At 54.3% G+C, this 21,704-nt stretch carries 23 protein-coding genes and 1 other annotated feature; of the genes, 3 read left to right on the plus strand and 20 right to left on the minus strand.

Features of this window, described 5'->3' with window-relative positions; genetic code table 11:
* Positions 1-22 precede the first annotated feature (22 nt).
* The 3 genes from PEH01S_RS12075 to PEH01S_RS12085 all read right to left on the minus strand — a co-directional run bounded on the left by PEH01S_RS12075 (position 23) and on the right by PEH01S_RS12085 (position 2,855).
* The gene (locus tag PEH01S_RS12075) at positions 23-1,534 is read right to left on the minus strand and encodes a DnaB-like helicase C-terminal domain-containing protein (RefSeq protein ID WP_127485653.1); all 1,512 of its coding nucleotides are present in this window, start codon (positions 1,532-1,534) and stop codon (positions 23-25) included.
* An 89-nt stretch (positions 1,535-1,623) separates the two neighbouring features.
* Positions 1,624-2,223 carry a genetic competence negative regulator gene (locus PEH01S_RS12080; RefSeq protein ID WP_025846418.1) on the minus strand — a complete coding sequence of 200 codons (600 nt, stop codon included), beginning with the start codon at positions 2,221-2,223 and terminating at the stop codon, positions 1,624-1,626.
* Between the two features lie 290 nt (positions 2,224-2,513).
* Entirely contained in the window at positions 2,514-2,855 is a 342-nt protein-coding gene (locus PEH01S_RS12085) for a hypothetical protein (RefSeq protein WP_025846420.1), read from the minus strand.
* Positions 2,856-2,977: 122 nt separating this feature from the next.
* Between PEH01S_RS12085 and PEH01S_RS12090 the strand changes: the two genes are divergently transcribed.
* On the plus strand, positions 2,978-3,868 hold the full coding sequence (locus PEH01S_RS12090) for a polysaccharide deacetylase family protein (protein WP_127485655.1): 891 nt from the start codon (positions 2,978-2,980) through the stop codon (positions 3,866-3,868).
* Here PEH01S_RS12090 and PEH01S_RS12095 read toward each other — a convergent pair.
* Positions 3,858-4,088 carry a hypothetical protein gene (locus PEH01S_RS12095; protein ID WP_025846425.1) on the minus strand — a complete coding sequence of 77 codons (231 nt, stop codon included), beginning with the start codon at positions 4,086-4,088 and terminating at the stop codon, positions 3,858-3,860. The two genes, PEH01S_RS12090 and PEH01S_RS12095, sit on opposite strands and share 11 nt — an antisense overlap.
* Positions 4,085-4,681, minus strand: coding sequence for a CPBP family intramembrane glutamic endopeptidase (locus PEH01S_RS12100; protein ID WP_025846426.1), 597 nt, complete (start codon positions 4,679-4,681; stop codon positions 4,085-4,087). The genes PEH01S_RS12095 and PEH01S_RS12100 overlap by 4 nt, the downstream gene beginning before the upstream one ends.
* A 68-nt stretch (positions 4,682-4,749) precedes the next feature.
* On the opposite strand from PEH01S_RS12100, the gene PEH01S_RS12105 reads away from it, so the two are divergent.
* Positions 4,750-5,664, plus strand: a complete 915-nt coding sequence (locus PEH01S_RS12105; protein WP_025846427.1) for a hypothetical protein — start codon at positions 4,750-4,752, stop codon at positions 5,662-5,664.
* A 62-nt stretch (positions 5,665-5,726) separates the two neighbouring features.
* On the opposite strand, the gene PEH01S_RS12110 is transcribed toward PEH01S_RS12105, so the two are convergent.
* Positions 5,727-6,047, minus strand: a complete 321-nt coding sequence (locus PEH01S_RS12110) for a rhodanese-like domain-containing protein (protein ID WP_025846428.1) — start codon at positions 6,045-6,047, stop codon at positions 5,727-5,729.
* Positions 6,048-6,208: 161 nt separating this feature from the next.
* Positions 6,209-6,450, plus strand: a binding site (T-box leader).
* 73 nt (positions 6,451-6,523) lie between these two features.
* Here PEH01S_RS12110 and serA point away from each other — a divergent pair.
* Complete coding sequence (serA, locus tag PEH01S_RS12115) at positions 6,524-8,107, plus strand: phosphoglycerate dehydrogenase (RefSeq protein WP_025846429.1); 1,584 nt, start codon at positions 6,524-6,526, stop codon at positions 8,105-8,107.
* A 94-nt stretch (positions 8,108-8,201) separates the two neighbouring features.
* Here serA and PEH01S_RS12120 read toward each other — a convergent pair whose 3' ends face one another.
* The 14 genes from PEH01S_RS12120 to PEH01S_RS12185 all read right to left on the minus strand — a co-directional run bounded on the left by PEH01S_RS12120 (position 8,202) and on the right by PEH01S_RS12185 (position 21,590).
* Positions 8,202-10,046 carry an ATP-binding protein gene (locus PEH01S_RS12120; RefSeq protein ID WP_025846430.1) on the minus strand — a complete coding sequence of 615 codons (1,845 nt, stop codon included), beginning with the start codon at positions 10,044-10,046 and terminating at the stop codon, positions 8,202-8,204.
* Between the two features lies 1 nt (position 10,047).
* Positions 10,048-10,764, minus strand: coding sequence for a response regulator transcription factor (locus PEH01S_RS12125; protein ID WP_025846431.1), 717 nt, complete (start codon positions 10,762-10,764; stop codon positions 10,048-10,050).
* Between the two features lie 69 nt (positions 10,765-10,833).
* The gene (ccsA, locus tag PEH01S_RS12130; RefSeq protein WP_025846433.1) at positions 10,834-12,081 is read right to left on the minus strand and encodes a cytochrome c biogenesis protein CcsA; all 1,248 of its coding nucleotides are present in this window, start codon (positions 12,079-12,081) and stop codon (positions 10,834-10,836) included.
* A complete protein-coding gene (locus tag PEH01S_RS12135) occupies positions 12,078-13,763 on the minus strand; it encodes a cytochrome c biogenesis protein ResB (RefSeq protein ID WP_127485658.1) in 1,686 nt (561 codons plus the stop codon). Before PEH01S_RS12135 ends, ccsA begins: the two co-directional genes overlap by 4 nt.
* 3 nt (positions 13,764-13,766) lie before the next feature.
* The gene (gene resA / locus PEH01S_RS12140) at positions 13,767-14,306 is read right to left on the minus strand and encodes a thiol-disulfide oxidoreductase ResA (RefSeq protein ID WP_127485660.1); all 540 of its coding nucleotides are present in this window, start codon (positions 14,304-14,306) and stop codon (positions 13,767-13,769) included.
* A 77-nt stretch (positions 14,307-14,383) separates the two neighbouring features.
* Positions 14,384-15,145: a pseudouridine synthase gene (locus PEH01S_RS12145; protein WP_025846438.1), complete on the minus strand. Its 762-nt coding sequence runs from the start codon at positions 15,143-15,145 to the stop codon at positions 14,384-14,386.
* 18 nt (positions 15,146-15,163) lie between these two features.
* The gene (locus PEH01S_RS12150; protein WP_127485662.1) at positions 15,164-15,505 is read right to left on the minus strand and encodes an N-acetylmuramoyl-L-alanine amidase; all 342 of its coding nucleotides are present in this window, start codon (positions 15,503-15,505) and stop codon (positions 15,164-15,166) included.
* A 150-nt stretch (positions 15,506-15,655) separates the two neighbouring features.
* A complete protein-coding gene (locus PEH01S_RS12155) occupies positions 15,656-16,189 on the minus strand; it encodes a spore maturation protein (RefSeq protein ID WP_025846440.1) in 534 nt (177 codons plus the stop codon).
* Positions 16,190-16,195: 6 nt separating this feature from the next.
* The gene (locus tag PEH01S_RS12160; RefSeq protein ID WP_025846441.1) at positions 16,196-16,795 is read right to left on the minus strand and encodes a nucleoside recognition domain-containing protein; all 600 of its coding nucleotides are present in this window, start codon (positions 16,793-16,795) and stop codon (positions 16,196-16,198) included.
* 19 nt (positions 16,796-16,814) lie between these two features.
* A complete protein-coding gene (locus PEH01S_RS12165) occupies positions 16,815-17,987 on the minus strand; it encodes a D-alanyl-D-alanine carboxypeptidase family protein (protein WP_127485665.1) in 1,173 nt (390 codons plus the stop codon).
* A 187-nt stretch (positions 17,988-18,174) separates the two neighbouring features.
* Complete coding sequence (locus PEH01S_RS12170; protein WP_127485667.1) at positions 18,175-18,864, minus strand: SOS response-associated peptidase; 690 nt, start codon at positions 18,862-18,864, stop codon at positions 18,175-18,177.
* Between the two features lie 17 nt (positions 18,865-18,881).
* Positions 18,882-19,988 carry an HD-GYP domain-containing protein gene (locus PEH01S_RS12175; RefSeq protein ID WP_025846447.1) on the minus strand — a complete coding sequence of 369 codons (1,107 nt, stop codon included), beginning with the start codon at positions 19,986-19,988 and terminating at the stop codon, positions 18,882-18,884.
* 275 nt (positions 19,989-20,263) lie between these two features.
* Positions 20,264-20,764 carry a GerW family sporulation protein gene (ytfJ, locus tag PEH01S_RS12180; protein WP_025846449.1) on the minus strand — a complete coding sequence of 167 codons (501 nt, stop codon included), beginning with the start codon at positions 20,762-20,764 and terminating at the stop codon, positions 20,264-20,266.
* Between the two features lie 151 nt (positions 20,765-20,915).
* On the minus strand, positions 20,916-21,590 hold the full coding sequence (locus PEH01S_RS12185; RefSeq protein WP_127485669.1) for a DUF2953 domain-containing protein: 675 nt from the start codon (positions 21,588-21,590) through the stop codon (positions 20,916-20,918).
* Positions 21,591-21,704 lie beyond the last annotated feature (114 nt).

Below are 21,704 nucleotides of genomic sequence, written 5' to 3' on the forward strand. Positions count from 1 at the left end.
CTATCGTCCGGCATTGAGCGCTTCATTCTTCCGCAAACCGCGCCTGCTGGTCGTAGAACCGGAGCGGAATGGTCGCCAGCGTCCCATTGCGGTGTTTCAGAAGCTGAAGGCTCGAGCGAATTCCGCTAGCGGACGGCCCGCCCGGCTCCGGCTCCGGCTTCAGCCGCATAATGACGTCGGCGGACGCTTCCGCCCCTTCCGGCAGACGTTCTTCCCCGATATCCGAAGGAACGGCCGCAATAACCGGGCCTCCCCACTCCTTGGACCAGTGCTTGAGCATATAAGCGATGATGGTCTGATGCTCGGCCGACGAGCGGGGCGGATTGGGCAGCCCGCCCGCCGGGATGCGGTTAATATGGTCGATGAAGACGACGGGCGTTCGGCCGGACATCCCCGCGATCCGCTCGACATTGGTCATGACGCGATCGATCGTGGAGTCAAGGGAACATTCGATCGTCCAAAGCATATTGCTGATGGGCATATACCGTTTATTGGCTTCGGCCACTTGCCGCGGCTCGATCTTCCCGCTGAGCACATTTTGCGGCTCGGTCCCGATGAGCCTGGCTATGCTTCGTGCCCAGAGCTCGAATCCCGTCATGTCCCAGGAAACATAGACGACCGGCGTCTGGTTTGAGGCGATATGGTCCGCCATTTGCTTCATGAGCATCGTTTTGCCCGAAGAAGCGGCTCCGGCCAGCAAATACAGCCCGCTTCGGAGCCCGCCGAACAACGCTTCGTCCAGTGCGGCAAACCCGGTTGGGACGCCCGATGCTTGTCCGCGATGCCGCTTCATGAACTCTTCGGTATAAATGGTAATATTTTTCGTATCCGGAGCGATCGGAAGCAGCATCGTCTCTTCCATCGTTTCATTCAGCAGCCGCATGAACGAATCCAGCGGATTTTGCACCCGCACGAAGAAATCGTTGACGTCGCGGATCGACTCGGGCAGCTGCATGACGAACGTTTGCTTTGCCGTCGATTGCAGCAGCGCCTGGATTCTGACGCTTTCCCGGCGCCCCGCCTCATCGTTGCCCAGACAGATGAACACCCGCTTGTCCCGCAGCTTGTCCGCATGAATTTCTTTAAAGGACATCCAGATCGGCACGCATACCGCCGGAAGATGCGCCTGAGCCAAGCTGAGCACATCAAACAGACCGCCGCACACGATGACATCCTCCGTCTGCTCCAGAATCTGTTCGTTGAATAAATAATCGCCCTCGCCAAGCAGCGATTTGTATTTCGGCTCGCGCTGATCGACCGATCGTCCGATTAAATCGACCGTGGCCCCATCCGCGTTCGTAATCGGAATAATAATGCGGTTCTCAAAAAAATCCCCCAGCTTGCCCGAGTTGACGTAAAACCCGAACTTGCCAGGCTCAAAGCCGATTCGATAAAGGTCTGCCGTCTCCTGATGGATGCCCCGCCGCTCCAAATAAGCATAGGCTTCTTCCCGAAGCTGTTTGTGGTAATGGATGACAAGCTCCTCCAAATCAAACGCGGTCTTGGCTGCGCCAATGTGTTGAACTTCGCTCATGACGTTCTTCCCCCCCGCAAAAAAAGCATTCCGCAAAAACAATACTGTTTTTGAGAATGCTTACGATTCATTAAGCTGAACAAGCATCATTAAAACTTGGAACAAAGCACCTTCACGGCATCGGATTCAATCACGATCTTGCCGTATTCCTCCAGAACCGCTTGCGTGACGGATGTGGCTTCTCCGAACTCGGACAAGACCGCCACGACTGATTGAAGCCGCTTTTCTTCCATATCGACGGCATCCAGCAGCAGGACCCATTTATTTTTATAGGAATACAGCGTTCCTCCGTCCGTCAGGAGCGGATTGATGACTTTGGCAAGCCGGAGCAAATCCTCGAAATCATGGAAAGCATAGATGATTTCGTCGGTCTCATCCATCGTCACTTCAAGCTCGTACACTTCTTCCATTTCGTCCTCTAGCGTATCGTCCCCTTGGCTGAAATTCATTCGGCCGCGTGTGACGATCACCATCATCCCTTGCGCCGGCATGGCGAGGACTTCCACGGCAAGCGGTCCGGTTGCGTCGAAGCCAAGCTCGGTATAGGCTTGGTCCATCATCTCGCTGAACAGCTCGTGAACCTTGGGGATTTCTCTCCACATGTCATCCTTGTGAATCCCGCGCTCCGTTAAGTCATCGAATGTGAGGAAAATCCGTATCTTGTCTTGACTTAAACGCTCCATTTTCATACTGGATTCCTCCCTTGCCGACTAATAATAAATAGCTTATGAAGTTTGGTAAACAAAGGTGAGCCGTGTTCGTTCCGCCATATAGAGGATTCGAAAACGCGTTCGAAATTGCGTCCTCCTCCACTTCCCACGGAAACGGTACAGCTTGTTTGCCATGCTACGACTATTATATCACAAACCGCGAAGAAAAGAACGGTTGTCGCCTGAAAAAATGCCCTTTTCATACAAAAAGACACATACGCCGCCTTTTGGAGGAGGCGGAGTTGTGTCTTTACGCGCAAACCGAACGCCTAATGCGCCCGAATTTGGGATTTTTCCCCGTTGCCGGCCAAAATGTCGTCCACTGCGGCCTTAAGCCCCGAATCCTGATTAATCAGCTCTTGGACCTTGCCCAAACCCGCGACGGAAGTCGCCACATCGGCAGCGCTCTTGCCGTAATCGCCGTTCGGTTCCGCCGCGTCCGTCAAAACCTTTTCTTTTTTTCCGGATCGATCCATGACCTGGTTCAAAAAACTTCCAACAACGTCGCTATTCGTCACTGCGGAGAACAGCATCGGCCTTCTTTTGCCCGTTAGCACGACCGCTGCGGTCGCTCCGACAAGCCCGCCAAGCAGAAAAGCGCCCCATCTCATGCCAATCCCTCCCGTTTGTTTTCGTAATTTCGTTGCTATTTTTCGCTATATCCTATGAATCATGCATGATAAAATAAGGAAAAGCCAAAAGATTCATACCAAACCTAACGAGGGGAATACACATGTCTAAACAATGGATTGCCATGCTGGCCGCACTTCTGCTTCTGACTTCCTGCAGCACCAAACCGGAGGCTTCGCCTGACCCGGCCAAATCGGAGCCGCCTGCTTCTTCACAGCCGGTCTCGGGAGGCGAGAAACCGAAAACTGCGGACGGTGCTTCCTCTGCAAATCAGCCTGCCCCGGCTCCTGTCAAGGAAGGAAAAGAATCCGCGCCAGCGGACGGCGGCAACAAACAAGAGCAGCCGGCGGCGAAGCGCTACACGATGAATCCGAAAACCTACGATATCGTGCCGATCGATCCGAACGGGACGCCCAAAAAAGTCGTCCTGCTGACGTTCGATGACGGTCCGAAGGACCTTGAGATGAATAAAGCGCTGCTCGATACGCTGCAAAAGCATAAAGCGAAGGCTATCTTTTTCCTGAACGGCTACCGCGTCAAGCAAAAGCCCGAGCTGGTCAAGCTGATTGCCTCCAGCGGCCAAACGATCGGCAATCATTCCTGGGATCATGTCGATTTGAAAAAGGAGCCCAAAGAAAAGGTGGACCAACAGATCGGAGATGTGCAAAAAGCGATCAAAGAGCTGACGGGCAAAGCGCCGGTCTTCTTCCGTCCGCCGTTCGGCTCCGGCAGCGACGACGTTCGGGCCAAGGCCAAGGAAGAGGGACTGCTGTTCATGACCTGGTCCAACGGATCGAAGGATTGGGAAATGACGGTAAAGAAAAACAGCCCCGAGCAAGTGATCAGCAACGTGCTGAATCAGCTTCACCCGGGGAGCAACATTTTAATGCACGAACTGCCATGGACGGTTGAGGCGCTGGACAAGCTGCTCACCCAGCTTGAGGAAAAAGGCTACGGATTCGTCGATCCGGAAGAAATCGAAGTTACAGCATGACGAGCTTCCAGCCCCAAACGGAAAGACCTGCAACAAGGAGTATAAAAATCCACAGCAGCGACCGATAAAAATAAGGCAGCCATTTTTCTTTCTCTGTCGGGTGCACGGTTTTGCGGGGAGGCAAATAATGATCGTCGGGCCCCTCTTCCTTCACCGGGTCGGGTTGATGATCGGCCTCCTCCTTCGGTCGGTACGGAGGTTGCAGATACTTGTTGTTCATGATTCTTCTCTCCTGTAACGAAGAATGCAGCCCATGACGAAATCAATCAGGAAATGGGCGATAATCGGTGTTAACAGCGACCCGGTCCGAATATAAATCCAGCCGAGCCCGTAGCTGATGCTGAAGACAAGTCCCGTCATCAGCCAGTGCTGCAAATAACGGACATGAATGGCCGCGAACAGGATGCTGGTCCAGTACGGCCCCCACCAGGCTTGGATCGCGCCGCGGAACAGCAGTTCTTCGCAAAATGCGACAATTAGCGAGATGAGTGCAATGTGCCAAACCGGCCTGTTTTTGAACAGCATTTCATTGATGCCCCCGTCGTCCGTCACTTCGGGAGGCACCCATCTGGAAACGAGCAGATCGACGAGCAGAACGGCGACGGCGAAGCCCGTTCCCCACAGCAGGATTGTATAGCCCGATCCCGGGGAAAACATCGCCCGCAGGTCCGGTTTCTGAAAAAGCATCAGAACGACCGCTGCCAGGAAGACGAGAAGCTGAGTCACGTACAAGTTCATGAGCAGAAATCGCTCGTCGATTTCGTCCGGATTGATTTTGCGCAGCTTGATCCGTTTAAAGTCAAATTTTTTCATTCTGATTCCCTTTTTCGACAATTTCACCTATACTATCAGCATAGAACAAGAATTTGAGGTGCTCGATCATGGAAAAACGGCTTACCCGAACGGACTACTTATTCGCCGTTACCTTCATTTTCATGCTTGTCGTGGCGATGGGGGCCTTCTTTTTCGGTTTAAAAATGGGACAGGACCGTTCTTCGCTGAAATACGAAGATCTGCTCAACAAGCAAAACGAAGCGGCCAAAAGCTTTACCGCCTACCATCAGCAGTACTTGGTGTCTTTCTATCATACCATTTATCAGCCATACAGGGAATTTCATAAAAAGTGGTTTGAGAAAACCGACGAGCTGCTGACGAATCGGACGGCCGACGCTTCCTTGATTCTCAAGGACCTGAGCAAGCTCGCACAGGAAAGCTACGATACGCTCGGTGCGAAATCGATGCCGGACACCTCTCCTCTGCTGCAAGAAGCGCATAAGGACTACATGAAAAGCTTAAAGCTGTTCGGCGAGGGTCTGAAAAGCTATTCGGCCAAAGCAAACGGCATTCCCGCGGCCGAGCTGATCGCGCAGCTTCAAGCGGACCCTTATCTCGGCGAAGCGAAGACGTTTGCGCTCAAGGCTGAAAAAAGCTACTACGAATCGATCGATAAATGGTATGCAACGGTAAACCCGCAATTTAAGCCTGTCGATGTGACCAAGCCGCTCACCCTGAACGATTGGAAGGGCCAGAGCCTGAATATGAAAAACGAATACGTCGCCCAGCTGATGCTCGGCAATAAGCTGTTTAAACCGTTCACCCCGCAAGATCTGACCATTCGGATCGACGAAATGATCCAGTCCGGTCAAACGCAAAAAATGAATTTGAACGATGTGGGGCAAGTCGTCGATGTGCTAATGGCTACCGATGCCGTCCGCAAAAGCGATTTTATCCACAACAAAGACAAATATTATGGCAAGGAAACGCTGCCGCAGCTGCCGTTTTTCACTGCCAATTAATAGGCAGGCTTCCGAAGCCACGATGTTCGGTCTCCCGTACTCGTGGCTTTTTGCCGTGCGCCTTAATCGTACTGGAACCCCCGAAGGGCTGCGAGCGCAGCCATGCCGCCCTCGACATTAATCACATCGTCGAAGCCGTTCTGCTTCAAATAGTAGCACACGTTAGCGCTTCGCACGCCGTGGGCGCAGACGACATAAATCGTCCGGTCCTTCGGAAGCTCGGCCAGCCTTCCCGGTATGCTGTTCATCGGCATCAGCTGCGCTTGTTCCCAATGATAGTAGTCCCATTCGGACGGTTCCCGGACGTCGAGCATCAGCGCGTCTCCCAGCTCACCGTTGTCCGTTTTTGCCCGGAACGCTTCGGGCTCTATGCTTTCAAACATCATGAATGCCCCTTTCGCTAGACGATAATCTCATACGGGTTGCACGGTTTATTTTAGCACGGGGAATTTATTTTTCACAAATATTTCGGATTTGCAAATCCGTTTCCGCCCTATTGACAATGTCGAAATAGTCATGTTACGCTAATGAAAAATTTCACCTGCAACAAACTTTGACGGAGCCAAGCATAACCCGAATGGACCAGAGAGCCGGTGGTCGGTGCGAACCGGACGAATTCGATATGCGGAGCACTCCTGAGTTGTTGTGCCGAACCTTACAGTAGGCACAACCGGCCGGAAACCGTTATTTTTCCCGGTCTGTTCATAGCAGACCTCATGAGGCTGTTGCGCGCGAGCGCACAGCGAAGTAGGGTGGTACCACGAGAATCAGCTCCTCGTCCCTTGTATACGCTAGTCGTGTCGGGGCGGGGAGTTTTTTGTGTTTTTTACGTAATTTACTTCATGGAGGTCTGAGAACAATGTACAAAGTATTGGTTATGGATGGAATCAGCGACATGGGAATTCAACTGTTGTACGACGCGCCGGATGTCGAGGTGGACAAAAAGAACGGTTTGTCCGAGGACGAACTGGTGGCGATCATTGCAGACTATGACGCTTTATTGGTGCGCAGCGCCACGAAGGTAACCGAACGCATTATGGGCGCCGGCAGCAAATTGAAAGTTGTCGGACGCGCCGGCGTAGGCGTCGACAATATCGATCTGGAAGCGGCAACGAAGCGCGGTATCGTCGTCATCAATGCGCCGGACGGCAACACCATCGCCACCTGCGAGTTGACCTTCGCCATGATGATGTCCGTCGCCCGCATGATTCCGCAGGCATACAAGAAAACCGTCGGCGGCGAATGGGATCGCAAAACGTTCGTCGGCGTGGAGCTGCGCAACAAGGTGCTCGGCGTGCTCGGCATGGGCCGCATCGGCAGCGAGGTCGCCAAGCGGGCCAAGGCGTTCGGCATGGAAGTGATCGGCTATGACCCTTTCCTGACCGAAGAGCGTGCGGAAAAGCTCGGCGTGAAGCTCGGCTCCGTGAACGAAATTTGTGCCGCAGCGGATTTCATTACGGTTCACACGCCGCTGACCAACGAAACCCGCCATATGATCAGCCGCCCGCAATTTGAGCTGATGAAAAAAGGCGCGCGCATCATCAACTGCGCACGCGGCGGCATTATCGACGAGCTGGCGCTTGTCGAAGCGATCGATGCCGGCATCGTCGCCGGAGCTGCGTTCGACGTGTTCGAGAAGGAACCTCCGGCTGCCGATCATCCGTTCCTGAACCATCCGAAAATTGTCGTCACGCCGCACCTCGGCGCTTCGACGGTTGAAGCGCAGGAAAACGTCGCGATCGACGTATCCGAGGAAGTTCTTCACATTCTGCGCGACCAGCCGTTCAAGAACGCCGTCAACATGCCGCCGGTACCGGCTAACGTGCTCCATGCGCTGCAGCCTTATTTCAACCTCGGCGAGAAGCTCGGCGTCTTCCTTGGACAGACGATCGACGGTCCGGTCAGCGAAATCGTGGTCAACTATTCCGGCGATTTGACCGACGTCGATACGACGCCGCTTACCCGCTACATCGTCAAAGGCATTCTCGCCAACCAATTGGAGGGCGTGAACATCGTCAATGCGATGCATCTGGCCAAAACGCGCGGGCTCAACGTCGTCGTTCAAAAGTCGTCCGCCGCGAAGAGCTTTACGAATCTCGTTTCCGTAACGCTAAAAACGAAGCAAGAAGAGCGTGTGCTTGCCGGCACCCTGCTTTCCGGCTACGGCGAGCGGATCGTTCAAATCGATCAATATCCGGTCGATATCGCGCCGTCCGGCCATCTGCTTCTGATCTCGCATAACGATAAGCCGGGCATCATCGGTAAAGTCGGAACGCTGCTCGGCGATAACGGCGTCAATATCGCTACGATGCAGGTCGGCCGTAAAGTCGTCGGCGGTTCGGCGATCATGGTGCTGACAACCGATAAAGAAACGCCGAAGGAAGTGCTCGACCGCCTGATTCAGCTTCCGGAATTGACCAATGCACGCGAGCTGACGCTGTAAGTTCTACGATTGTTTCACGAACAACAAGAAAAAAGACGTTCGTTCTACAAAAGAAAGAAGCCTCCGATGACGAATCGGAGGCTTTTGTCTGGTTTTACACCGCTTTGCAGGGAAGCGTGATGGAAAATGTCGTCCCCTGCCCCGGCTGGCTTTTGACATGGACGGTACCCTCGTGGGCTTCTATGATGTTTTTCACGATGGACAGGCCCAGCCCCGTTCCGCCGGTTGCTCCGCGCGTACGGGCTTTGTCCGCCTTGTAGAAACGCTCGAAGATGAACGGCAGATCTTCCGCCGGAATGCCGTAGCCTTGGTCCGCCACTTCGATCAATACCGCCTCTTCCCCTTTATAGCGCGTGCGTGCCGCACTCAGTTGAATAAGCGATTGCGAGGGCGTATGCCGGATCGCATTGTCCAGCAGATTGGTCAGCACCTGCTCCATCCGGTCTTCGTCGGCATGGCACAGCACCAGTTCTTCGTCAGGAAGCACGCAGGTCATCGTAATGCCGTGTTCCTTGGACAAGCCCGCGAATTTACGGTGTACCCGCTTTAAGAACGTGTTCACTTCCAGCTCGCGGAAGTTCAACTCCATGTTCCCTGTCTCCATTTTCGCCAGGTCGAGCAAATCCTTGACCAGCCGGCCCATGCGAAGCGACTCGTCGTGTATGACCTGCGCCAGATCCTTGCGCTCTTCCGGTGTGGCCGCGATATCGTCGATCAACGCCTCGCTGTAGCCCTGCAGCATCGAAAGCGGCGTGCGCAGCTCGTGCGATACGTTGGCGACAAAATCTTTGCGCAGCTTGTCGAGCCGGAATTCCTCCGTGACATCCCGCATAACGGCTACAACCCCTCGCACAAGCTCATGCGAATACAAAGGCGCCATCACGACGGACCAAACTTCACTCTGAACATGCAGCTTCGCCGTCATCTCTTTCGCCTCGGAGATGACCCCTTGAAATAACGGCTGAAGGGGCTCGGGGACCGTTTCCGGCTTCCGCGGCATATGTTTTTCTTCCTGACCGGACCAGTCGTCCGCCCAGTGAATCTCGTTCCAATCCCGTACGACCTTATCGCCCGGAGGATTGGTCAAAATGACTTTCCCATCCGCGTCGAACGTAATCACCGCATCGCCCATGCTTCGCAGAACGCTGGCCAAATGCTCCTTTTCGTGACTTAACGCCTTAATCGTATCCGACAGCTTCTCTCCCATATGGTTGAACGTTTTGCCCAGCTCGCCCAGCTCGTCGGAAGACGTGATCGGCACGCGCGTATCGTATTCGCCCATCGAGATCAGATCGGCCGCTTTCTTAAGCTGGAGCAGCGGCTGTGTAATTTTGGTCAGCAGGAAGAAGGCGAAGAACGTCGTCATCAGAAAGCCGGCGACCCCGACGACGACGAACAGCTTTTTGACATAAGCCTGCGTTTCCTCCGCCGATTGCGTGAGCTGATACAGGATCAGCGCTCCGGCGGTTTGCGTCTGGCCTTCATTCATATAAGGCACGGCTACGGCCGTGTATTGATTGCTCAAAGGTGCGCGCGGAAGGCCCGAACTCGTATTGCGGTTATCGACAGACTGCCCGGCGAACGCCTTCTGCAAATCCGCTTTTGTGAAGAAATCGGTATAACGGAACGTTTTGTCCTGAGCTTGCGCAAATGGCGGATCAATCTGCTCGAAATTGGCAGTCACCATCAGGATGCTCGCTCCTTGCGCGCTAAGCAGCTCATTGACAACCTGCAAGTACCGCCGTTCTTCCTTATGCAAGGAAATTTCGTTGGCCACCTTGACAGCCAGCCTCGTGAGCGTTTCCGCCTGATCCTTCGACTTGGGGAACGACGTTTCGATATATCGGAACAAAAAAAGGCTGAGCGTCAATAAAACGACAACAACCAGCCCGATAATCGTAATCCACAGTTTACCGACAACGCTTTTTAAAATAAACACGTTATTTCGGGACCTCGAGCTTGTAGCCTACGCCCCAAACCGTAGTAATCATAGAGGCGGCGTCCGGCGACACTTTATTCAGCTTCTCGCGCAGCCGTTTCACATGGGTGTCGACCGTGCGCAAATCACCGAAAAACTCGTAGTTCCATACGTCCTTGAGCAGCTCCTCCCGGGAAAACACCTTATCCGGCGACACCGCCAAATAATGAAGCAGCTCGTATTCTTTCGGAGTCAACGCCACTTCCTGTCCTCCGGCCGTGACGCGGTGAGCGTCGTGCTCGATCACCAGATTCGGGAACACGATATTGTTGCTCGAGTTCACTTCCTTGGACAAGTACGCGGTTACCGAAGACCTCCGCAAAATCGCTTTGACGCGATAAATGACCTCCCGGGGACTGAACGGCTTGACCACATAGTCGTCCGCTCCCGACTCGAAGCCTTGGACGCGGTTCGTTTCTTCGCCCTTGGCGGTCAGCATAATCACCGGCGTCGATTTCACCTGGCGCAGCCGGGCGCACACCTCGTTGCCGTCGATGCCCGGCAGCATCACGTCGAGCAGAATCAAGTCGTAATCCTGATCCAATGCTTTGCGAAGCGCCGATTCGCCGTCCTCGGCTTCGTCAATGCTGTAATTTTCCTTCTCCAAATACATCCGCAGCAGGCGGCGAATCCGTTCCTCATCATCTACGACCAATATATTCAACTTCGTCTCGCTCATGGCTGAACCTCTTTTCAATTGAGATTAACGACCGTTATTTGAAGCATGGCAAGCTGTCGCCTTGCCGGATTACGTGCCGGAATACGAATGCAAGCCGGCAATCACCAGATTTACGCCGATGAGCGTAAACATGACGACGAGAAACCCGATCACGGACAGCCAGGCGGATTTTTTGCCCATCCAGCCGCGGGACAGACGAAGATGCAGGTACACCGCATAAAATAACCAGACAATCAGCGCCCACACTTCCTTCGGGTCCCAGCCCCAGAAGCGTCCCCAAGCTTCGTGCGCCCAAATCATCGCGAAGATGAGCGCTCCGAGCGTAAAGATCGGGTAGCCGATCGCAATCGCCCGGTAGCCGATCTCATCCACATCCTCCGAATCGATCCCTCGCATCGCCGGCTGAATCGCCTGGCCTAACGGCTTGCGGATAACAAGACGAATCAGTGCATACAGCAAGGCGCCCAGAAGGACCGACCAAATCACGGTATTGAACTTCCGTCCGGCATTCGCCCCTTCCATCCAGGACGGAGCTTCGAAGAGCGGCTCGGTCATCCCGAGAAAGGGCTTCATTTCCAGCTGCTCGCTTTGATACGGTTTTACGATCGGCGGAAGAACGTACTCGACGTTTTGCTTTACAACCTGCTCGACATTATTGATATCGGTCATTTTGACGTCGCTCACGAATTTCGCTTTATACCCTGATGCGTTAAAGCCGAAGATGGCAACGACGAACGCCATAATCATAAGCAGGGTAAAAATGGTAAATTCGACGCCGCGCTGCTCTCTGCGGTCCCCTTTGGAGGTCCCGGCAAAGTTGACGTTTTGGAGCAAGTACATCAAGCCTGCGGCAAACCCGACGGCGAAGAAAGCTTCTCCGAGAGCTGCGGTCGTCACATGGATTTTGAGCCAATAGCTTTGCAGTGCCGGAATAAGCGGCTGCACTTCACGCGGGAACACCGAAGCGTACGCGATGATGATAATCGACACGGGCATCGCGAATACGCCAAGCGCAGGCGTACGATAAATCAAATAGACGACGATAAACGCGAGCACGATCATCATCCCGAGGAACGTCATGAATTCGTACATGTTGCTCGTCGGAATATGACCGCCTTCGACCCAGCGGGTAAAGAAAAACGTCACATGACACAAAAATCCGATCACGGTCAGGATGAAGCCGATGAAGCCCCACCGCTTGGCGAATCCTTCGGGGTCCGCCTCCTGAACCGATTTTTTTCCGGTAACCGCTATGACAAAGCCGAGCAGAGCCAGAGCGTATACGATAAAAGCAATCAGCAAAAACGTGCTGCTCACGTTCCATTCACCTTTCTTTCCAGCGTCTTCGGATCGATGTCGATTCCCGTTTTAGTTAAAAGCTGGGCCACTTCCTTCCGGATGCCGTACCAGTTCTTGTTCGTATGAGCGCCGAGCGCGAGCTGACCGTCATCGATGCGCAGCCAGATCCGGCGATGGTGCCAATAGAAGCCCATGATCAAGCCGATCATCGAAATGGCCGCGCCGACCCAGATATAGGGCATTGCCCGGTCTACCCGGATATTCAAGTAACTGACATACTCCGAAATGGCTACGTCGGCCATCGAACCAACGGACAGCTCCAGCTTGGCGCCAAGCGCTCCGTTGATTTCGTCTTGACGGAAATTGACTTTATCCACCTGACGCGGGAAGTACATGTAAGGCTCCCCTTCCGGCTTCAAGCCCGGTCCCGAAATGGCAAATACGAATGCCGGAGCTTTCGGTTCGTTGGACTTGGTCATCGGCACGCCCTTGGCGTCCAAAGCGAATTCGGGGAAATACGCCTTCAGCTTTAATTGGTAGGGGCCTGCCGTGTACGATTCCGCTGGCTTGTTCATCGGCAGCTCAAAGCTTCCGTACGTCTCGCCGGTTTGTTTGTTTTTCAGCGTCGGCTTGACGGATATTAGCGTCGGAGACGGCTTGAAATCGAATTGATAGGCAAGGAACCCTTTGTAATCCAGCGGCTTGTTCACGACAATATCCTGACGGTGTACTTCCTCCAGCACCGGCTCCTTCGCCGGATCGTCGCAGTCTGCCTTACACTTGTAGAGCACCGCTTTCGTCTCGAACACCTTCGGTACGTCCTGCCCTTTGGAGCGGAAGCCCTCCGACATTTCTTCCTGCTTGTAAAACTCCAGCGTAAATTTTTCGTTCTTCAAATAATAAGGAGTCTCGGGAATTTTGACAAGCTTCCCTTCCGGAAAAGCGATGTGCTGATCCATATGCCAGCCCGGAATGCTCCGCATCAATACGGCGGCCAGAAAAATAATCAAACCGATATGATTGATATAAGGTCCCCAGCGGCTGAACCGGTTTTTCTCCGCCAGCAGCGCCGTGCCGTCCGTATGCACACGGTAGCGCTGCTTGCGGAGCACCTCCGCCGCCTGTTCCGTCCAAGCCTCCGGCGTCTGTTTGCCGGCTTCGCCTTGGACTGCGGACGGAAGCGGTCCGGTAAAGGCTACTTTTTGACGCGTGATGAAGCTTAAATGTTTGCGGATCTGCTGCTTACTGAGCGCCCGGTACAACGGGAGCACGCGGTCCAGACTGCAGACGACGAGCGACGTGCCGATCATGAACAGCAGCGTAATGAACCACCAGGATTCGAACGTATGCGACAGCCCCAGCAAATAATAAATATACCCGATCGTTCCGTACGTTTCTTTATAATACACCGCAGGATCGATGTTCAGAAACGTATTTTCCTGCGGATATACGGTCCCCAGAATCGAGCCCAGCAGCGTAATCGCAATGAGATAAACCGCGATTTTGACGGACGAGAAAAAATTCCAGACCCGGTCCAGCACGCCGGGATTGGCGCGCTGGGATCGCCGGGCGACCCCGTCGTACCGCATCTCAAGCGGTGCGTTGCCGCCTTCGTCCGAAAGCGGCTTGCCACAGGACTCGCACAGAATGGAGCCGACATGATTCTGGTGCCCGCATTCGCATTTCGTATTTTGAATCATGTCCTACTTCCACCCTTGCTTTTGCGGTAATAACGATGTGATGGTCTTCTCGATATACGCCTCGTCCATCTCGCCGATCCGGATGACGCCGACCTTCCCTTCCGGGCCGATGAAGAACGTAGTCGGATACTGAGAGACGCCGTAGCGCTTGCGAGTCTCCTCGTTCTTATCCAGCAAGATCGGGAACGTAACCTTATATTGGCTCACGAAGTTCTCAACCGCGACTCGTGGCTCGTCCAGATTGAGGCCAAGCACCTCGACATTTTTATCCGCCCACTTGGCGCGCTGTCTTTCGAGCGCCGGCATCTCGTTGCGGCAAGGCTCGCAGAACGTGCCCCAGAAGTTGACGACGACGACTTTGCCGCGGTAATCGGACAGCTTGCGGGTGGTACCGTCCAGGCTGAGCAGCTTAAAGTCCGGCGCCTCCGAGCCTTGCGTCGGTTTCTTGTCGCTCCCGAACAGGTTGCTCGCGAGCGTGAGCGCGCCGACGACGAGAATGACGGCAAAAATGGAAATTTGGACCCATCGTCTATGTTTCCCCATATTCTCACACCTTTAAAACGAGAGTTGACTGACTGACAAATATCACACTTCCATTATATCGAAAATGGTCCCTGTAATTATTCGCCTTTTTGAATTTTATGTGACTTGCCATCTCCCGCTTTAAGCGCTTCCTGGCGAAGCTCGTTGACCTCCTGCGGGGTCAGGTGGCGGAACTTGCCCCGTGGCACGCCGGATAGCTGAAGCGGCCCGAATTGAATCCGTTTCAGCTTGATCACCGGATGATGTATCGCGTCGAACATCCGCCTCACCTGCCGGTTGCGTCCTTCGAAAATCGTAATTTTCACGACGCTTTCGTTGGCTTCCGGGCGAACGTCCTGGTATTCCACCTCGGCGGGCGCAGTCATCCCGTCCTCAAGCTCAATCCCGTTCTTCAGCTTGTCGAGCAAGCTTCCGTGCGGTACACCTTTGACCGTGGCCAAATAGGTGCGCGGCACGTGGTGCTTCGGATGGGTCAGCAAATGCGCGAATTCGCCGTCGTTGGTGAGCAGCAGCAATCCTTCCGTATCGTAATCGAGCCTGCCGATCGGATAGATGCGCTGCTTGATGTTTTTGAAAAACTCCGTCACCGTTTTACGTCCTTCCGGGTCTTGAGCGCTTGTGATGACGCCTTTCGGCTTGTTGAAGATCACATACACTTTCGATTGACGTCGGATCGGCTTGCCGTCCACTTTAATAAAATCCTGAGATGGATCAACCTTCACCCCCAGGGTGGTTACTACCTTGTCATTGACTTCCACACGTCCTGCGGTAATCAATTCTTCACACTTGCGGCGGGAGGCCACACCCGCTTCGGCCAACACTTTTTGCAATCTATCCATCTGTGGATTCACCTCAAGCTAATGATACCTATCCTTGGGTGAAATCACAAGTTGCGCCCACGGAAAATCGCCCCCGGGGCACGTAATCGAATGCGGAAAAATATCATCGGGCTGAAAACCGTACATTTCCGACAGCCGGAGGATCAGCTTGTTCATCAAAAACAGCTGCTCCTTCTCCGCGGAAGTGCGGACGGCTCGCGGCCCGGAGAAGTCCCCTTCCAGACACAGGTGGATGTAGAGCGGATCGGTTTGGTCGGAAGAAGGGATGATGTCGCCGTTTTTTGCGATGAAATAATCATACCCTTTTCCGTTAATGGAGGAGCAGGCGGAGTGGTGGATGACAATGCCGTAATACTGCATGCGGTTCACCTCGTTAAGGCTGGACTGCTCACAGTATATGTGCGGAGAGGATAAGGGGTGATGCGGAGAGAGGAGCCGTGGTCCGGCGGATAAGCCGGAGCGGGCGGAAGAAGATCCGCGCGCATGGCGGCCCGGGATTCGCCGTCTTTTTCAGGCAAATACCAGCGAGCAGATCGCAATTGACGCGATAAATCCGACGGCGTCGGAAATGAGACCGACCTTGAGGGCATAGCCGGCCTTGCGGATGCCGATAGCGCCGAAATAAACCGTGATGACGTACAGCGTCGTATCTGTGCTTCCTTGGATCGTGGAAGCGATCCGTCCGATCATCGAATCGGGACCGAACTCGGAGATCAGGTCCGTCGTAAAGGCAAGCGAGCCGGCGCCCGTAATCGGGCGCAAAAAAGCGAGCGGAATAATATCGCCCGGGACGCCAAGCCGCTCGCATATCGGCTTCAGCCAGCCGATCATCAGATCCATCGCCCCGGATGCGCGGAAGACGCTGATCGCCACCATCATGCCGACCAGATGCGGAATAATCCGGATCGTCGTATCGAAGCCTTCTTTCGCCCCTTCCACGAACGATTCGTAGACGGGAACTTTCCGGTAAGCCGCGTATAGAGGGATGAAGACGATCACGACAGGGATGGCCCATGCCGATATCCAATTGACCAAGTTATACACGCCGGTTCATCCTTTCCCCTGTCCGGGCGGCATTGATCGCTTGCGGTACCACCGGTCAACCACGATGGCCGCCAAGGTCGAGATAAAGGTAGCCAGCAGCGTCGTACCGACAATCTCGGCCGGATTCGCCGAATTGTAATTCATTCGAATGGCGATCAGCGTTGTCGGAATCAAGGTGATGCTGGCCGTATTGAGCGCCAGGAGCGTGCACATGGCCGGGCTCGCGATGTCCTTATGCTTGTTCAGAAGCTGCAGCTCCTGCATCGCTTTAATCCCCATTGGTGTGGCGGCATTGCCCAGTCCTAAGATGTTGGCGCTCATGTTCGACATAATGTATCCGAGCGCCGGGTGATTTTTGGGCACGCTGGGGAATAGCGCGCGCACGACCGGCGAAAGCCATTTCGCCAGCTTCTGCAGCAAACCCGCGTCCTCGGCGATCCGCATGATGCCGAGCCAGAACACCATGATGCTGATGAGGCCGAAGCAGACCGTCACCCCGCTCTTGGCGCCGTCAAATACCGCCTCCGTCACCAATTCGATTTTGCCCTGAAAAGCAGCGACGACAAACCCCGCTACAATGAAAAACAACCAGATCCAGTTGACCATGTCCGCCGCTCCCTTCCGCTTAATCCGCTTGCCCGGTAAATAACACCCGGGTCAGCTCGGTCAAGATATAGAGCCATTTGCGCGAATAACCGCCGCCAAGCTGTTCCGATTCCGCGAACGAATAGGCGGACCGTTCTTTCTGCTTCAGCCGTGGGCTGTCCTTGGCAACCAGCGGGACCGAACCGACCGGCTTGCCGTCGAGCAAAAATTGCAGCCGTCCCGCCTCCCCGAGCCGGGTCTCGACGGAAGCCGCATCGTATAAAATCGGTTGACGCGCCAAGCGTCCGCGTTCCGCCTGCTCCGCCGGATACCGGAACGATGCTCCGGCGACAAGCCCGGTCCCCTCAATCTCCTCCCCCTTACGGGCTAAAGAAAGCAGGGGATAATGCTTGAAGCCAAAATCGAGCAGCCGGGTGTGGTCGATCCAATCATCGGGATCGTTCAAGGTCACGACAGCGAGCTGCTGCCCGCCGCGGGTCGCCGAAGAGACAAGGCACCGCTTCGCCAGCTTCGTATAGCCGGTTTTCACCCCATCCGCCCCGTCATAAAGCGAAAGCATTTTATTTTTGTTGACCCAGCTGTAATCCCAGGATTCGTTCGGGTTCGGCACCTTCTTCACTTTCGTTTTCACAATTTCCTGAAACACGGGGTTTTTGAGCGCATAAGCGGTCAGCTTAGCCATATCGTTCGCAGTCGAATAATGGCCTTGCTCGTCCAAGCCGGAAGGATTTCTGAAGCTGGAATTCGTCATCCCGACGACTTTCGCCTTCTCGTTCATCAAGAAGACGAAGCCTTCCACGCTCCCGCCCACATGCTCGGCAATCGCAATCGCCGCATCATTCCCGGAACGGAGCATCAAGCCGTACAGCAAATCCTTGAGATTCATTTCCTCGTTCAGCCTCAGATAAATGGACGACCCTTCTTTGCCGAAAGCGTTCCTGCTGACCTTCGCCCGGTCGGTCAAACGCCCATGCTCAATCGCGACAATTGCCGTCATGATTTTGGTCAGGCTGGCGATGCGCATCGGTTGGTCCCCTCTGGAGCTGTAAAGAAGCCGCCCGGAAGCGACGTCGATCAACGCCGCAGCCGCAGCCCCGGTCGATATGCCCGGAGCGGCGCCGACCCCCGCAGGCGGAAGCGCGCCCATATAAACCAGCAGCAAAGCGAGCAAAAGCAGACATCCTTTTCTCATCCTTATCCTCCCACGCGCCATCCTACAGGAAAGGCCGACTCCCATCGGTCGGACAACTCCATGTCTTTTGTACATGTATATGCTTGTCACTCCAGGTTATGAACGGCCCATGACAAGCAGGCTCTTTCAAAGCGCAGGGAAAGAAATCCAACAAAAAAGCCTTGCAGCTGCGGGTGTCCCCAACAGGCTACAAGGCTAAAGGCTCTATGCAATCAGGCTCATTGTACGAAACACGGCCGACCTTCGGATCGACCTCGTAATACCTCATCCGCTCGGCGGGATACGGCTGCAAAACTGGCAGCAGCTCCCTTTCGTCCTGCACGGTCCGGTTCAGCCACAAGCTTTCATGCTCTCGCGGCAAAATGACGGGCATCCGTTCGTGAACCTCGGCCACCAAATCGTTCGCGGCCGTCGTGAGGATCGTGCAAGTGTGCAGCTTCGTGCCGTCCCCCGCCACCCATGTGTCATACAAGGCGGCCATGCCGAACAATCCTCCGTCCGCCAGCACGAATCGGACCGGCTGCTTTTGCGAACCGATCCGTTTCCATTCGTAAAAGCCGTCGGCCGGAATGAGGCAGCGCTTCCGTTTCAGCAGGGTGCGGAAGGTGGGCTTTTCGGCGGCGGATTCGGCCCGTGCGTTCATCATGCGCGCGCCGGATTTGTCATCCTGCGCCCAGGAGGGAACAAGGCCCCAGCGAAGCTCGCCAAGCCGGTTCGCCTCCGGCTCTTCCCGCCCGCCCGCGCCCCCGATGATCGCCGGAATCCATTGGCCCGGCGCGGCATTGTAGCGCGGCTGATATGGTGCCGGACGCCGGTCCAGCCTAAAATACAGCACCAGCTCTTCGAAGCTTACGGTAATGGTATAGCGTCCGCACATGCCGGAGCATCCCCCTTTCAAGCGTGGCGGGCTTGAGTGATATTGTCCGCATGATCAATGAATACCGTCAGTTTCTCGGCCAAATCGATCTCGTAAGGCTGCCCCAGCACTTGGCCATAGGCGTCGATCAGCACCCGGACAACGGGACGCTGCGGCACCGCCGGGTTAATATTGACGACAACGCCCTGTTCTCCCGTGCTTAGCGTGACGGTCAAGCCGAGCGGATAGATGGCGACGTTATCCCGGAACATTGCTACTTTACGCTGATCGTACAGCGTTCCGACGCCCGCAAACAGCACTTCCATCGCCTGATGCGGAAGCATCGCGAGCCGGTGCGGCCGGTGCGTCGTCATCGCGTCGTAGCTGTCGGCGACGGCGATCCATTTGGCGTATTCGTGAATGTCTTTTCCCGTGATCCCTCTCGGATATCCGCTGCCGTTTTCCCGTTCGTGATGCTGAAAGGCGCAGTGGGCGGAAAGCAGAGGCATGTTCGGCTCGTCCTTGAGCAGGCGGAAGCCGATCTCCGCATGCTTCTTTACCTCTTCGAATTCCTCCGGCGTGAGCGGTCCGGGCTTCTTAATAATTTCAAGGTTGATCTTGGTCTTGCCGATATCATGCAGCAGTGCGCCCAGTCCGAGCGCCATCAGCTCATCCTTGTTGTAGCCGCTTACCATACCGAGCATGGTCGCATAGATACAAACATTCAGCGAGTGCTGATACAAATAGTTGTTCAGAACGTTCATATTAAGCAGCATAATCGCGGTACCCTGCTTCTCGTTCAAGTCGTCGATAATCATCTTCATGACATTGCCGAATGAACGTCCGAGCACGTGATTTTTAGAAAATTTGGATCGGCTTTCGTTTTCCATGAAGCTGCGGAAATGCGTGCGGATTTCGGTTAGCGCTCTGATTCTCGTTTCATCTGCAAGCGGTTCCTCAATCTTAAGGTCCTCCGTCGCCTTATCGGCTATGTATAAATAATCGATGCCGAGTCTCTCCAAACGCCCGATTAATCCTCCCGTCAATTCCACTCCTTCATTTAATAGAATGACGCCTTCTTCGCTATAAATGCACTTCCCGAGGCGCATACCCGGTTCGCACGATCTGGTGGGCAACAGCCGCATGAACGTATACCTCTTTCCCCATGTCTTCGGTCCTACGGTTACAAAATAACTATAGTGCAACTATCGGGAAAGAGCAATATGTCTGATGTTAATTAATCAAAAAACAGTAAAAAATATGTAAAGCTGCTCCTAAGAGCAGCTCGCCGAATGAAACAATCTAACCTTTTTCATATCGATTATGTCTTTGTCTACAGGTTTTATTATGATCAAAAATGGGGCGGGTGAAAAGGGATTGTTGCTGGAAAGGTAAGCAACTCTTTCCAAGCCTCGACAAATCAGACAATAAAGTTCTGATTCTCGATGTTGTTCGTGACGGTAGTTGCCCCTGCTCCCGCCCCTTCCGTCATCGAACCCGCACCAGGTTTAACCCCGTTCTTGATCATCGTTTGAATGCGGTCGACGACCTGCGGCGCCGAATCGATCAAGCGCTCCAGCAAGTGGGTTTGGTTATCGAGCGGCACGACCTTGACGCCAAGCTTGCCAACGACCAGAAAAGCGATTGGCGTAATGGATACACCGCCGCCGCTTCCGCCGCCGAACGGCAAGGCCACATTGGCGTTATGCGCGTCGTTGCGGCCGATGCCGGCCGATGAGGAATCGTCGGTTACAAATTCGCTGCCTCCGGCTGCAAAGCCGAATCCTACTTTGCTGATCGGCATAATGACGCTGCCGTCCGGGGTTTCGACCGGATCGCCCACAATCGTATTGACGTCGACCATTTCTTTAATATTTTCCATGGCCGTTTTCATGAGTCCTTGAATCGGATGCTCAGACATGATGATGATCCTCCTTTTCGAAAAGGCTTGTACGCTACAATTTTCGATTGCTTCTTTAGCATTACCCAAAGCGAAAAACGGTATGCGGGATGCGGTCCGTTCATGCCGAAAAGCCGCCGCTTCTGCGCAATGGCAGTTCACGACAGCTTCGTCAAGTGCGCAGCAGCACTTTCTTCCAGGCGCGCAGCCCGCCTTTTACTTTTAAAATCCGCAATAGCAGTTGGAGTGCCGCCGCGACAAGATGCCACAGCCGGATGTGCAGGCGGATGATGCCTTCTGTAATAAACACGTTCTGATTGAAGATGGGCATCACTTGAAGCTCCGGCTTCGTTTCCAGCCGAACCGTCCGGAAAATATATCCCAGAAGCGACGTTTTGAGCCCCCATAAGGTCCCAACGACAACGCCGGTCTCCGCCGCGTCCCCGATGCCGGCCGATGTCTTCCAGTTCAGCTCGGTGCAATGAAAACGGCTGAGCAGCCGGCGGAACCACTGGTTAAACTTAAAACAGTTGTGCAGCAAGATACGTAAGTCATCGATCGCCTTTTTAATTTTATCGAAATCGATTTTACGTCTAGGTTCGCCCTGAATATTTGCCTTGTTCGGATTCGTCTTCTCCGATTTCAGTTCCAGCCCTTCCAGCCATCCCCGGAATCGGAGCAGCGGCACGATGTACCTGAAGCGGATCAGTCCGAATAAGGAGCGGACATCGATTCGAATTTCGTCATTTTGTTCCATATGTACGAAAGACAGGCAAATTTTGATCTTGCTTTGCGCCACGGCGAAAATCAAGACCGCGACCGCTCCGGCGATCCAAGCCCATATCATGCGATGTTCCTCCTCTTCGGCCCGGACGCTTGCGGGCAGCACAAATACTCCTGAGCCGGAAGCCTTTCTGCTTCGTTTCCTCAGGAGTTAGTATAGCCCAGCATTGGAAAAACA

The sequence above is a fragment of the Paenibacillus ehimensis NBRC 15659 genome (genome assembly GCF_004000785.1).
Lineage (GTDB): Bacteria > Bacillota > Bacilli > Paenibacillales > NBRC-103111 > Paenibacillus_G > Paenibacillus_G ehimensis.